Origin of the sequence: Marinobacterium sp. BA1, assembly GCF_041155135.1 — a bacterium.
GTDB classification, from domain to species: domain Bacteria; phylum Pseudomonadota; class Gammaproteobacteria; order Pseudomonadales; family Balneatricaceae; genus Marinobacterium; species Marinobacterium iners.
Genome location: NZ_BAAFHC010000001.1, coordinates 2,487,781 through 2,501,563 on the forward strand (window position 1 = coordinate 2,487,781; position 13,783 = coordinate 2,501,563).

Sequence of the window (13,783 nt, forward strand, 5' to 3'; positions counted from 1 at the left end):
CGGGGCTGATATCCCGTCGGCCCTTGCCTTGACATTCGGGCATACAGTGAATCTTTTTTTATGCGCTGCTTGCATATTTTTCACGCTTATTCAGTTATTGGGTTGCTGACTGAAATTCACTTTCGGGTACTGAATTTCCATGCGGTAACGCTCACTGGCACTCACAAACTCAGCTGAACGTTCATTCAATGTGTCAAGCGTCCACCCCTCAAGGGTGTCTTGTTGGTTTAGCCTTATTCTTTTGTCTTTGTGCAACAGAATGACGCCGGGGTGCTGCCCGCCAGCATAGATGCCAAGCAACTGTGTATCCTTGAAAACCTTTTCACCGGGATCAGGCTGTTTTTCGGGCTGTTTTTCGGGTTCGACAACAACCGGAGGCTCATATGGACGGCGCTCACTCCAAAACAGAGGTCTTTCCATGAGCTCGTTCAATACGATTGGTGTGCTGCCCTGCTCCTTGACTCTGACCACTTCAAATGCAGAGGATGAAAACTCTCTTGGCTCCGGGGGCGCAATCGTATTAAGCCTGATTGAGCCATAAGCCAGTTGAATCGCGCATATCACCAACAGTGCCGCCAGTGCCAGGTTCAAGTAACCTACTCGAGCCATCATCATCCTCCCTCCTTGTACACAAACAGTCTTGCATTGACTGTCAGTACCTGAGTCTTTTCGCCACGAAGCCGTGGCACAGGCTCTATTCGGAGGTGATCGACCAAAATACGTGGACGCACATTTTTCAGCCCTTGCAGGGCCGCTTCAAAGGACTCGAAGCTACCACTTGCGTTTAGATCAAGCATCAGCTGTGTTAGTGTTTCAGTAGGCTTCGATGACAAGATCTGACTTCCCGTTACATGCATACCCGCATCAGCAAATATTGATCTTGCCGTTTTCTGCAAATCAGAGTTTAGGGCAGCCTCGTCCTGACCGGCTGGATAGGTATATTCGGACAGTTCCAGCCCTGCCTCCTCTGCTGAAGCCTTAATATTTTCATGCGCCATCAAGAGCCCTTGCAACTGAGCGATACGCGGTTGCATGCTATCAATCTCAGCCTGGTAGCGCTGATAACGGTCATACATGTTGAAGGCAACTATCAACAACAAAACAACTATTAACAGAATTATCCCAGCCAGCAGTCGAGCAGCCCTGGACCCCGCAAACATCCGAATCATGCGCCACCTCTCTGAGGCAACCTGATATCAAGCGTAAACTGTTCTTTGCCTGATGCCCTGTTGATACTTATGGCCGCTGGTGCCGTGACACGCTCATATGCCTCATCTGCATTCAAATCCTGCATGAGTTCAGCAGCACGATCCGCTTGCCCGGTAATTCTTATGGTTACCGGAGTCATTTCTACAAGTTTCAGGAAAACATCATCAGGAAGACTTCTTGTCAGGTGCTCTAACTGCTGCAATGGGTCAAGACTGCTCGCTGGCAATGTTTTGATATTGTTTATCAAATTATTATTGGCCACCAACTGTTCACGCAGCCTGACTGACTCCTCTGCCTCTTCATTTACAGCAAGAAACTGGCTGCGCACGGCTTGCATTTCAAGCAGTTTAAAGCCTGCCGGCAACATTGAGCACAGCATCAGCAATAGAGTTATTGCAGCAGACTTCCCCAGGAGCCAGGCTATTTTTTTCTTTTGCCGCCTTATGCGCTGGTGCTCCTGGTACCCTGAAATCTCGATGTATCCAGTACCATGAGCACACCATATCTCATACTCGGCAGGCACCCCTTTCAAGTTACTCTGGAAAAATGCATGGTGAACAAGCTGAGTGGATGTTATTGCAAGTACCAATTCTACCTGGCCTTCTCCGCGTTTAGTGATACGCCACCCATAACGGGTTTCATCAGCCGGGAAGGGGCTGTTGGACAACACATCCAGGCTGACAATATCGTATAGATTGGCTTCAGCCACTGCAGGGATGACCAGTTCCCTGATCAAGTATTGTTCCGGCGGAAGAAGAAGTGCTGTTGCTTTGCTCCGGGCAGCAGTTACGGGATCGTCCTGCCGGATGAACATTTCCTTACCATCAACGGTAACCAGTTTGACTACTTCACAGATATAAGGATGGAAGAAGCGGTTCTTTTCAAAAAAAAGCTCCTCCCACGCCAGCTTCCAGGATACAGGGGAAACCACCTGACGCAGGTCATATCCGAGAAAGCTCCACGGGTTTTTAGCGTCTGACATATCCATCCTTAATTAGCTGGAGTTCCCGGTTGACTCACACGCACTATGGGCTCAGTTCTGAAAAACCGCCATGGTAGCTGATCAAGCCCTTTCTGACCATATTCAGCCCATCGCACACGCCGGAAAACCAGCCCATCTGCAAACTTGATCAGAACCTCTATGCGATAGATTGGTTCATTTGATGAGCCCACCAATTCCGGCTTTACTGAGGGCTGCACCGCCCCCGCCCCCGGTTCACGCTGTGCCTGTTGCCAATGATCCATCAGTGATTCATCACCGCCGGCCAGAATACGTAATACCTCAGGAGGGGCACTCATTATATTCACTTCGGGATGCCAACCACTATTTACCGCCAGCGCAGGCAAGACTTTATCAAATAAAGAGCGACTCACTCCTTTAACCAGCAACAGGTCTTCTGGAGCCTCAAATCGACCGTAACGAAGATCAGGATCAGCCACCTCCTGCTCAGATTTTTGTCCGCGCCACTTAATAATTGTACTGGCCAACACTGCAGCTGCTTGTGACTCCAGCTCACCCAGCTCAACGAATAGCTCAACAAGCAATGGCTCGGTTGCCCAGTTCAAATCCACATAACCGGATGCACCACGGACATTTGCGATCAGTTGAACTTGAGCCTGTTCATCTCCCCACTCAAATACAGAAGGCACAGGCTCACCACTGCGGCGCATCTCCAACATCGCCTGCATTGCCCGTTGCGCAGCTCCATCACCCAACGCCTCGGCTTGCGCCTGGCGAAGATAAAGTTGCGAAAGGCGAATATCCAGCTTGGCCTCCCCCATAAGTCCGGTGACAAGGAGTGACATCGCTGCTATGAACCAAAGCAGCATCACGAGTGCAACGCCCGCTTGCTGATTCGGCATGCCAAGCCTGCCCTGTCTGGTCATTGCCTCAACATCCCGTTATCCAGCCTGATAACAGTTTCGGGCCAATACTTGCCCCTTACCTTCAGGTTCAAGCGTACAAGTTTGGGACTGAAATACCCCATTGCCCACTCCGATTGCCACTCCGTGGCGGGTTCGAGGTCAGCCAAATAGGAAATATCGATCGACTCGACACTGCGCAACAGCGGGTAGACTTCGATGCCATCCCATTGCGGTGGCTCGCTCGCTGAGCGAAAAGCCGCCATCTGGAGACCAAGTACTTCATCCTGCAAGGCAAGACGGAAGAAGTACACTCCACCGCTTCCGGCCCCCGTTACCAGCGGAGCTATCCAGACCAACTGCTCCTCATTGCCGTAGAAAAAAGTGTTATAGATCCCTTTTTCTTCAACAAAGGCCGTTACCGGGATGGCTTTGCCCACCAAGCTGCGCAACAGGTTGGTAGCCTGCCTCATCTCGTCGAGGCGGTCTGTATGCTGTTCAATTCGAGATTGCGACTCACCAAACGTACGCATGGCCGTAAGTGTGGCCAACATGATCATTGAAAAGATGACCAGCGATACCAGCATCTCGATAATTGTAAAGCCGCGATAGTTTGAGCGCCTATCCATCCAATCGACCTGCCACAACCGACTCCAGCACGATAGAGCGCTTTTTACCGGTATCGCTCCACTGAACCTGAACGCGCAGATCCTGCAGTTGCTTTGCTGGCAATGCCTTATTGCTTTCAGTCTGGATACTCTGCGCCCGCACTTCCCATATGAAGCCGCCTTCCGTTTCACCCTGTTGAGTACTGTCCGGCTCAACCAGCGTGTTAAGAGCAACAAGAGATCGCGCAAGCTCTACTGCATAGACATATTTTTCATCCGTACCGACCGCTCGCATCGCACCACCCACTGCGTGGTACAAGGCCCCCAGAGACATGGCCAGCAGCACGATGGATACCAACATTTCGAGGAGCGTGAACCCCGACACTTGCCTTCTTGCAACACTAGAGCGCATATTTTTCCTGGACGACCCGGCCAAGTAACCAGTCAACCTTGAGATCCACACCTGTCCCACGCTGATTACGGATACTCACGGTTCCTCCTGATGAGGTGCCGTCTGGATAAAAACGAATAACGGCTTTACCTGGATACAGCACATTCATTTCCCGTGCACTGAGCACTTCCAGGGCCACTTTGTCAGGATATTCAACCTTATCGCGCCCTGACTCCAGCGTAAGCCCCTGAACATCGATCAGGACATCCTGCACTGTTCCATGCGCAACGGCTCGATAACGAGCAGACGTCAGCGCCACCAGCGAATCTCTCACTGCGCTACGATACAGGCTTGAGTCATACAATCTTGCAGTAGCAGGCACAGCAGCGCCTATGACCAAGCCTATCATGGAAAACACAACCAGCAGTTCAAGTAGCGTAAAACCTGCCTGGAACCGCCGCCTGCTACTTCCAGTTATGGATGTCGGCACTGTCACCTTCACCACCCGGCTTGCCATCCTCTCCATAGCTGAGGATATCCACATCTGCGTGCTCACCCGGACTTTTATAAAGGTAACCACGTCCCCATGGGTCTACAGGAACCGTTCCCTTCAGGTAGGGCCCATTCCAGCCCGCCGCGTTTGATGGTTGGCTTTGAAGTGCCTCAAGCCCCTCTTCCGTTGTAGGAAAGCGCCCCACATCAAGCTTGAACATTTCAAGCCCCTGCTCAAGATCCTTGATTTGAACGTGTGCGGTTTTGCTTTTTGCACTATCCAGTCGATTCAACAGGTTAGGACCCACCAAGCCCGCCAGAAGCCCAAGAATTGCAAGTACGACCAGAATTTCGATCAAGGTCATACCCGTTTGTCTAGCCATCATTTTGTATTTCATTTACGTCCACTTATACCTTGAGTTCAACCTGTGAAACTGACAACCACAACAGTCACATGGCCAAATCGTTCACTGACAGAATCCCCATCAATATGGAGATAATGATAAGGGCTATTCCGCCACCCATAAAGAGAATAAGTACAGGCTCAAGCAGTGTCAGCCCTCGCTTCACTCCTGCCTGAACCTCAGCGTCATACACTTTCGCCAACTCCAGCATCATCTCGCCCAATTGGCCAGACTCTTCCCCCACCCGTACCATCTGAACAACCATGGGAGAGAATCCGCCATTCTCCTGCAGGACTGCCGACATCCTGCGGCCCGATTTGACGGCCGGCGCCAACACTTCAAACAGATGCCTGATATGTACATTACCAACGGTGTTCACGGCTATATTCAATGACTGCAGGAGTGACACCCCACTCCCCTGCAAAGTTCCCAATGTGCGCGCAAAGCGGGCAACTTCGTATTTGAACAGCACTCCGCCAGCAAAGGGAAGGCGCAACAGAAGCCGATCCAGCCAGCGCTTACCTCCCGGCTGCCCAACCCACCTGCGCAGAAACCAAAAACCAGGTACAACAACCATCAGGACCAGCCACCACCAATTCTGTACCCATTCGCCAGTCACTATAACCGCGCGTGTCATTCCCGGCAGCGCATCCCCCATATCAGCGAATAGAGTTTCAAACTGAGGCACCACGAATCCAAGCATCACAACCACTGACAAAACAGCAACCAGCGCAAGGATTGCCGGGTAGATCAACGCCGAGACAACGGTGCCACGCACCTGCTTCGACTGTTCAAGGTGCTCAGCAAGGCGTGCAAGCACTTGACTGACTTGGCCACTTGCCTCACCGGCACGAACCATATTGATATAGAAGCTACCGAACAGTCGCTCATGCTGCTGTAATGCCGTACTTAGAGGCTTACCGCCTTTAACTGTATCCAATAAATACTGCAACAGCTCGGTATAACGCTGCTTTGCGCTCATCTCGAGCAAAATCTTCAAGGCACGATCTATAGGCAGACCGGCTCGCATCAATACAGCCAGCTCTGAAGTCAATGCAATCACATCCGACCGACCGACCGGTGCTTTGGAAACACGCCCGGACCTGTGACGGACAAATACTTTCGAAGGAGCCTGCGTATCGTTTTGCTCGTCTTTCTCCGAGATTTTAAGAGGCGTTAACCCTTTTGCTCGCAGCTGTATCAGCACAGATTCTCGGTTTGCAGCCTGAATACCCCCCTCTTCTATGGGCCCGTTTTTACTCACTGCCTTGTATCTGTACTCAGGCATCACTCATACTCACACAATCGCCGTTTCACCAAGAGACATTCAATCAGAACTGCTGTTCGCTGTTTTGATCCTGCGTAACCCTTAGCACCTCTTCAAGAGACGTCACACCCGCTACAACCTTTCGCAAGCCATCCTCATAAAGCGTCAACATACCGTTTTGACGAGCCAAGGTATGGAGACTTGCCGCATCAGACCCCGCGATGACAGCCTTTTGCAACTCTTCGTTCAGGACAATCAGTTCATGAATCGCAACACGACCACTGTAACCCGTTCCTTGACAGTGTTCACACCCATGACTGGTGTATATGTGATGCTGGTGTTCTGGCATCCAACGACTCAAGCCCGAAGACTTTGCGACAGCAGGTTCAAGTTCTGTTTCCACTTTACAGTGAGAACAGAGTCGACGTACAAGCCTTTGAGCCAATACCCCATTTACGGATGACGTTATCAAGTAACGCTCAACTCCCATGTCCTCAAGTCGTGCTATCGCCCCAGAAGCGGTATTGGTATGCAGAGTCGATAAGACCAGATGCCCCGTCAAAGCGGACTGCACCGCAATCTGGGCCGTTTCTGAATCTCGCATCTCACCGATCATGATGATATCCGGGTCTTGACGCAGAATAGAGCGCAGCGCACGTGCAAAATCCAGTTCAATCTGCGGCTGTACCTGAATCTGGTTAATGCCGTTCAACTGGTATTCCACCGGGTCTTCAACCGTTATGATCTTGAGCGCCTGAGAGTCCAGTGTGGCCAGAGATGCATACAGCGTCGTGGTTTTGCCCGACCCTGTTGGCCCCGTCAGCAGCAACACTCCATGAGGTCTGTGCAGCAGCTCCTTGTACGCCGACAGAACATCATCACTGAACCCCATACTCTCAAGGCTCAGTTTGATACTTTGACGATCAAGAACACGCATCACGATACTTTCGCCGTGCACTGTCGGTATCGTCGACACCCTAAGGTCCAGCTCATGACCTTTAACGCGCGTCATGATACGTCCATCCTGGGGCAGACGCCTTTCCGCAATATTCAGATGGGCCAGCAACTTGATACGAGAGGCTATGGCGGCCGCCTGCTCCAGGGACGGAGGATCAGGCATCTCCTGAATCACTCCATCTACGCGATATCTCAGGTGAAGACCATCATCAAAAGGCTCGATATGTATATCGGACGCTCCCATATCAAGGGCGCGATGTATAATCTGGTTGACCTGCCGAATGACTGGCGCTTCACTGGCCAGATCTCTGAGATGCTCAATGAACTCTTCATCACCGCCAAAGCTGTCAAAAGCCTCATCCGCCTCACCCTCAACAGACTGCTGCTCCGCATAACGCTGCATCACTGCGATGATATCGGTTTCAAGTCCCAGCTTTAAAACAACCTTGGCACCGGAAGCCAGCGCCAATGCGTGAGAAAGATACTGGCTCTGGGGCTCGGGGCACGCAACCTGCAGCTCTCCCGACTCGTTACTCAGCACAACCATTTGGTGGCTTTGGAGGAATACGCTCGACACCCCGGCTACAATAACAGGCTCCTCAGGGTACTCAGCCGCATACACGCGATGAACATCAAGCTGCGTACAAAGAGCAACAGCAACATCAGACTCTGAAACCAGACCCAGCTTAACCAGCACCTGGCCAAGCAGACCACCCATTTCCTGTTGCGCAACCAGTGCGCGTTCCAGATCTCGAGCACTGATTTTTTTACTGGCAACCAGCATTTCGCCCAAACGTATATTCACCATCAACACCTTAGTCAGCAAGCTCGAAGTTCATCATTTCCCAATCAAAATCTGGTGATAGAGCTGGGACAGCTTTTTATTGCCAGGGTATAAATAAAGCCCTCTATTAAGGGTTTCAAGTGCATTACGGTTCAAACCCAGATTGCGGTAAGCGAGCGCAATAGCATGAATAGTTGAAGTCTCCGGTTCTTTCTTGACGTACATTTCAGACCATTCAATAAATTCTTTGGTCCAGTGATTGGTCCTATTCCTGAGATCTTGATTTAACAAAACCTTCAACCTCAACATCGTGGCAAAGTCACCAAAGTAAAGATTATCACCTGCGGCTTCCAGCTTTTTCATATCAAGCTGCTTATACATAAAGAAATGGTTAATATCACGACTTACCGGAATAGTCGTGATGCAGAAATAGATCAACAAGACCGACCAAACACCCATACCGAATGCCACCGGCATCACTACAGCCGTTTTCTCACAACGCACTGCACTGGGTCTTTTATACGACAGGGTCAAGTACACAATAAAAATAAAGAGCAGCCAATGATATACCGAACTATAAAAAGGCAGTTCAACCTGAGTATGCATGGCAATCGGGACAAGGAGTGCAAACATAGCGCCCCCTCTTTGCCAACCGAGATTGAACAGGGCGGTCATAATGACAACTGCAACAGCCAATATCGCCAAAAGCGCAATAGCACCACCCTCAACACCCCACAAAAGCAATTCATTGTGTGGATGCCCGTATCGGTTGGGGCCGATTAGTGGCTTACCATCTCTTGCTGCCATGTACTCAGCTGCACGCTCGTGAAAAACGCTCTGAAATGTACCTATTCCATAGCCGTAAAAAGGCTTGTCACTCATCACATCAAAAGCAACGCTGTACACGTGAGGCCTGACATCACCCTCCCCCTGGAAAAGACGCTGAATTTTCCAAAGCGTGCGATCAAACGCCGTAGCGCCGCCCCCACCCGATGCGTACATGCCGATACGATCGGGCAAGGCTGCCAGCTGCACCGTTTCAGGGACTTCACCCCCCTTCTCAGTGAGTTTCATATCCTTGGTTAGTACAGCCAAATCCTGCATGCCGACACCAACACCGATCACCAAGGCCAAAATCGCCCCTGCGGCTGTGGTCTTATTCCGATACAAGACTTTTGCTCTTGACAGGAACAAGACCGGCAGCGCCAAAACGGCAGCCAGTAGCCCAATACGTGAACCACTTGAAACCACAACTGCCATACCCAACATGATCGTCAGAACACATATGAGTTTAAGTACTGCATTGCGTTTTGAGAAACCTGGCGTTGTCATGATGAACAGCGACAGCAAAACACCTGTCAGCACAGCGCTTACATTGACATTGGCCTGCTGAAAAACCCCAATAATACGCGGAGTTGTCATATGAGGTATCCACCCAAGCAAGATCTGCCCCGGAATAGCCTGCAGCACACTGACAACAGAGAATAACAGTGTCGCGAAGACAAAAATGTATACTGCATTTTCTTTGGTGCGACGCCCAAGATCAAACTGGTAAATCGAAATAAAAAACAAGACACCCGATAGCACATACCCGATTCTGAACAGCAAATCTTTCGGGTATGGAACACCATTTACAATAGCACCCACGGTAAGCCCAAATGGTAGCAACAAAAACCAAATATAATATTTAGGCAAAACAAAAGCACGATTGATAACCGACTTCACGGCGGCACTTATAATCACGACAGCTACAACACCCCAAAGCCATATATTGTATTCCTTAAGGAGGGGGTCATAACCGGTATTTGGTGTAAAATACAACGATAAAAAAGCGATCAAGGCCATCAATATAAGAAAGAGTTTATTCACTGCTCACATCCTGTCTGAATCCAAATGCCCAACCGCTCAATACACTTACACCACTACTGCCAGGCAACAGGTCAGCATGATAGCGGTTAGCCCTGCATCCGTACAGGCGCAGCAACAATGTCACTCCCCGAAGACACTATCATTCAACAGCACTACAATTATCCACCACACTGTTGCCATCTTCTGTCTTATGCTTTAAAAACCCATATCAATCGGTTGATACAAAAGCACGACAATAATAATCGTTCTGACTCCTACTGGTAGAGCGACCGACGAGCAGGGATAGTACATGAAGATAGGGACGCTGGGTTTCCCCTCTGATCAGCTGAAAAAACTGGAAAAAATTCTCAGCCTGTCAAAACGGCCGCTTGTGCTCGTCAGTTTTGATCAGAATGAGTTACCCGACCTTCTTCTCGTGTTCGGGCCAGAGCAACTGCAGCAGCCGGCGGTTTCAGAGCTGCCGCAGGAGTATCACTCTCGAGTGATACTGGTCAGCAAAACCCGCCCCAATGACAGCAGCTTGCCTCACATCAAATCACCCCTGATCTCATCCCGCGTCATCCGCACACTGGAACAGTACCAGCCGTTTGAACCGTCACTCTCAACACCTGCAGCCGAACCCGCTGAAAGGCCACTTTCTGAGCCGGATGCCATTGATCTTGATGTCCAGGCGGAAACAGAGAACCCGTTCAGCAAATACGACGCCCGCATCGCTGAGGTCCAGAAGCTGAAAGATACCGCCCCTGAGGCGGTGATTGATGCGTCCTATGCCGTTCTGGTCGTGGACGATAGCCACCCAATGCAGCAGATGCTGGCCAGGGAGCTGCAACAGCTGGATCATCCAGTAAATCTGGACTTTGCCGATGATGGTGAATCGGCTCTGGCCAAGGTGGCCGACAACCATTATGACTTTATTTTCCTCGACATCATGATGCCTGGCATCGATGGTTTTGAGACCTGTACCCGCATGCGATCCATGCCAGCATTAAAGAAAACACCAATCATCATGCTGTCATCGAAAACTTCCCCTCTGGATGAGGTCAAGGGAATCATGGCTGGCTCTTCAACCTACCTGACCAAGCCTATCGAGCATGCCGAGTTCCAAAAAGTGATCCGGCGTGTTTCCCGCTGGGTCAGTGAATTCAGAAAATAACGCGTTTCATCTACCGGAGTAAGATATCTGCCATGGCCATCAACAAAATCCTGATTGTAGAAGACGATCCTGTTCAACAGCAGCACCTGAAAACCATTCTTCAGACAACCGGCGCCAAGATTCTTGTCGCCGAAAACGGCCAGCAAGGCATCACCCTGGCTGAGCAGGAAAAGCCCGATCTGATATTCATGGATATTGTAATGCCCGAGGTGGACGGCTTTTCTGCCTGCCGGCATATCACCAGCGCCGAAAGCACCCGTTCTATTCCAGTCGTTATCGTATCCAGCAAGCACCAGGAGGCAGACCGGGTTTGGGCGCAGTTACAGGGTGCGAGTGCACTGGTCGCCAAGCCGTTTTCTGATCAGGACATACTGGATCAGGTCAAGGCCTTCAGCTGACAGGAGAGCATCATGGACGATATCAACAGTACGCTTGACCGACTGCTGCAAGCCGACATGGCTACAACGGCAGCAGCATCTGGTGAGATTCGTCACGGCTTCAGCCTTAGCGGCCATCATTTCCTTTTACAGCCAGGTACGTACTGCGAACTGGCGGCAAAGCAGAGCATTTGCGCCTTGCCAGACTGCCCCGACTGGTTTGCCGGGTTTATCAATCATCGCGGCCATGCCGTTCCGGTCTATGACCTGGCACGTTACCTTGACACGAACACTCCCAGGGCAGGACAGAAACGAGAATTCTGGATTCTGCTGCTGGATGCTCACCCCAATACAGCAGGATTTATGATTCCGACTCTGCCATCCGTGTTAACAGACCTCTCCTCTGTCGAACATCTCAACGCCACCGATCAGCCCGCAAACCTGTCATCCTTTATCAGCCAAGCATGGCAACAAAACGGGCAGCGGTGGTACGAAATTGACCACACGGCGCTGCTGAACCATTTAAAGCTGCAATTTCAACCCTCCAAACAACAATAAAAAGCCAACAATACGTTTCAAGGGAACAGATATGACTTCTTCACGGAACCTGCAAGGCATACGGATAAGCACCAAGTTTGCGATAGCAGGCATTATGCTGCTCATCTGTATGGTAGCCATCGCAATTGCCTACTACCGTACCATCGTTATTGATGAGGAATCGCAGCGCATTGACGCTGAAACCCGTGCCGTGTCGAATGTCGCTTCCGTTTTGACACAGCAACTCAATGAAGCGCAGCTGGCATTTACGCGGGCTCGCCTGACCCTTTCGGTGGCGTCTCTGAATACGCTTGAAAACAGTACTCAAGCCTTTTTTATTCAACTTGAGAAATTACCGGCTCTGTTGACCAATTTGCCCGGGGGCGATGAGTTGAAAGATCGCCTTTCTACACTGGACATTGAGCATGCTCTGGCAGAGCTGAATGCCGTTAAAGCCTCGTCAGCCCCACGCAAGGAGCGGGTACTCCGACTGCAAAAGGCGTTCGGCCCCATTTTTGCCACACTGCAGCATGAAAACATCGTGCTGAAACTGCTGCCGGACATCTACAGTGCTGAAGCCATTGCCCAACGCAACGAGGCCAAGGCGGAAATGCTCAAACTGTTTCTTGGATCATTGCTGCTGCTCAGCTTCGCCCTTATCGCCGCCATGGCAATCGTCAAGCACGGCGTTCTGGATCCGATTGCCAAGCTCTACGCCACTGTAAATGCGGTACGTAATGGTGATACCGATGCACGTACAGAGTTGGAAAGCCGCGATGAACTTGGACAAATGGCAAGCGTACTGAACAGTTTGCTGGATGAAAAGGAGGCGGCAATTGCCCGCCAGTCGGAAGAAAACAAGAAACTGAACGACTCAATCATTCAGCTGATTCAGAATGTATTCAAGATCAGTCAGCGCGACCTGACTGTACGCGTACCGGTTGCAGAAGATATCACCGGTGCAGTGGCGGACTCCATCAACCAGCTGACCAACTCGATTGAAAACGTATTGCGTGAAGTCAGCGCGGTTACCTCTGAGGTCAACAGCACCTCGGTACAGGTTAAAACACAGTCGGAAGCGGTGCTTCTGCACGCCAGTAAAGAACAGGAGCAGATCAACGAAACACTGCAAGGCCTTGATTCAGCCATTCAGGCAATGCAACTGATTGCCAAATTGGCAGCCGTTACCAACAGTGCCTCTCAAAAGGCGATCAATACGACAGAAAATGCCAAGGAATCCGTTTCGGCAACAGTAGCCAGTATCAACAAGATTCGCCAGACGATCCATGAGGCCGAAAAACGCATCAAGCGTCTGGGAGAACGTTCACAGGAGATAGGCGGTATTATCAGCCTGATCAACAACATTTCCGAACGAACCCATATTTTGTCATTGAACGCCAGTATGCATGCCGCTTCGGCAGGCGAGGCCGGCCGCGGCCTGATGGTTGTTGTTGATGAGGTGCAGCGATTGGCTGAAAACTCACGTGAAGCGACCGCCGAGATCGAAAGCCTGGTTAACAATATTCAGTTGGAAACTGCTGATACCATTCACGTCATAAACACCGTAATTGAAGATGTGGTATCCGGTACACGATTGGCCGAACAGGCGGGTGAACGTATGGAAGAAACCCGCAAAACGACCCAGTCTCTGGTTGAGTCCGTGGTACGTATTGCGCAAAGCGCAACCGGCCAGGCAAAGCTGGCCCAGAATCTGCGCCAGCGTGCTGGCAGCATTAACGACTTCACACACGCAACCAATACCGAGATGCTGCAACAGAAACAGTTGTCTGAACGACTGGTTGGCGCGGCCGATGAACTGCAGCGCTCCATAAGCGTATTCAAGCTGCAGCAGGCCGAGTAAAGGGGGTCGTC

At 50.8% G+C, this 13,783-nt stretch carries 15 protein-coding genes; 4 read left to right on the forward strand and 11 right to left on the reverse strand.

Features of this window, described 5'->3' with window-relative positions; translation table 11 throughout:
• Window positions 1-90 precede the first annotated feature (90 nt).
• From ACAM29_RS12015 to ACAM29_RS12065, 11 genes are all read right to left on the reverse strand, one after another.
• The gene (locus tag ACAM29_RS12015; protein ID WP_091822275.1) at window positions 91-615 is read right to left on the reverse strand and encodes a hypothetical protein; all 525 of its coding nucleotides are present in this window, start codon (window positions 613-615) and stop codon (window positions 91-93) included.
• Window positions 612-1,169 carry a type II secretion system protein GspM gene (gene gspM / locus ACAM29_RS12020; RefSeq protein WP_369624284.1) on the reverse strand — a complete coding sequence of 186 codons (558 nt, stop codon included), beginning with the start codon at window positions 1,167-1,169 and terminating at the stop codon, window positions 612-614. Before gspM ends, ACAM29_RS12015 begins: the two co-directional genes overlap by 4 nt.
• Entirely contained in the window at window positions 1,166-2,191 is a 1,026-nt protein-coding gene (locus ACAM29_RS12025; protein ID WP_369624285.1) for a PilN domain-containing protein, read from the reverse strand. The genes gspM and ACAM29_RS12025 overlap by 4 nt, the downstream gene beginning before the upstream one ends.
• Window positions 2,192-2,199: 8 nt before the next feature.
• The gene (locus ACAM29_RS12030) at window positions 2,200-3,042 is read right to left on the reverse strand and encodes a hypothetical protein (RefSeq protein WP_369624286.1); all 843 of its coding nucleotides are present in this window, start codon (window positions 3,040-3,042) and stop codon (window positions 2,200-2,202) included.
• Window positions 3,043-3,092: 50 nt separating this feature from the next.
• Complete coding sequence (locus ACAM29_RS12035) at window positions 3,093-3,701, reverse strand: type II secretion system protein J (protein WP_369624287.1); 609 nt, start codon at window positions 3,699-3,701, stop codon at window positions 3,093-3,095.
• Window positions 3,694-4,092, reverse strand: coding sequence for a prepilin-type N-terminal cleavage/methylation domain-containing protein (locus ACAM29_RS12040; RefSeq protein WP_091822290.1), 399 nt, complete (start codon window positions 4,090-4,092; stop codon window positions 3,694-3,696). The genes ACAM29_RS12035 and ACAM29_RS12040 overlap by 8 nt, the downstream gene beginning before the upstream one ends.
• Window positions 4,082-4,588 (reverse strand): Tfp pilus assembly protein FimT/FimU, encoded by a 507-nt coding sequence (locus tag ACAM29_RS12045; protein ID WP_369624288.1) that lies wholly within the window; start codon window positions 4,586-4,588, stop codon window positions 4,082-4,084. The genes ACAM29_RS12040 and ACAM29_RS12045 overlap by 11 nt, the downstream gene beginning before the upstream one ends.
• A complete protein-coding gene (gspG, locus tag ACAM29_RS12050) occupies window positions 4,536-4,949 on the reverse strand; it encodes a type II secretion system major pseudopilin GspG (RefSeq protein WP_091822296.1) in 414 nt (137 codons plus the stop codon). The genes ACAM29_RS12045 and gspG overlap by 53 nt, the downstream gene beginning before the upstream one ends.
• A 64-nt stretch (window positions 4,950-5,013) precedes the next feature.
• On the reverse strand, window positions 5,014-6,174 hold the full coding sequence (locus ACAM29_RS12055) for a type II secretion system F family protein (protein ID WP_369624289.1): 1,161 nt from the start codon (window positions 6,172-6,174) through the stop codon (window positions 5,014-5,016).
• Between the two features lie 124 nt (window positions 6,175-6,298).
• A complete protein-coding gene (locus ACAM29_RS12060; RefSeq protein ID WP_369624290.1) occupies window positions 6,299-7,996 on the reverse strand; it encodes a GspE/PulE family protein in 1,698 nt (565 codons plus the stop codon).
• A gap of 33 nt (window positions 7,997-8,029) precedes the next feature.
• Window positions 8,030-9,844 carry a Wzy polymerase domain-containing protein gene (locus tag ACAM29_RS12065; RefSeq protein ID WP_369624291.1) on the reverse strand — a complete coding sequence of 605 codons (1,815 nt, stop codon included), beginning with the start codon at window positions 9,842-9,844 and terminating at the stop codon, window positions 8,030-8,032.
• A 289-nt stretch (window positions 9,845-10,133) separates the two neighbouring features.
• On the opposite strand from ACAM29_RS12065, the gene ACAM29_RS12070 reads away from it, so the two are divergent.
• The 4 genes from ACAM29_RS12070 to ACAM29_RS12085 are packed head-to-tail and all read left to right on the forward strand — an operon-like array spanning window position 10,134 to window position 13,772.
• A complete protein-coding gene (locus tag ACAM29_RS12070; RefSeq protein WP_369624292.1) occupies window positions 10,134-10,997 on the forward strand; it encodes a PleD family two-component system response regulator in 864 nt (287 codons plus the stop codon).
• A 32-nt stretch (window positions 10,998-11,029) separates the two neighbouring features.
• Window positions 11,030-11,395 (forward strand): PleD family two-component system response regulator, encoded by a 366-nt coding sequence (locus tag ACAM29_RS12075; RefSeq protein WP_206839180.1) that lies wholly within the window; start codon window positions 11,030-11,032, stop codon window positions 11,393-11,395.
• Between the two features lie 12 nt (window positions 11,396-11,407).
• Entirely contained in the window at window positions 11,408-11,932 is a 525-nt protein-coding gene (locus tag ACAM29_RS12080) for a chemotaxis protein CheW (protein ID WP_369624293.1), read from the forward strand.
• A 31-nt stretch (window positions 11,933-11,963) separates the two neighbouring features.
• Complete coding sequence (locus ACAM29_RS12085; RefSeq protein ID WP_354409799.1) at window positions 11,964-13,772, forward strand: HAMP domain-containing methyl-accepting chemotaxis protein; 1,809 nt, start codon at window positions 11,964-11,966, stop codon at window positions 13,770-13,772.
• The last annotated feature ends 11 nt before the right edge of the window (window positions 13,773-13,783 follow it).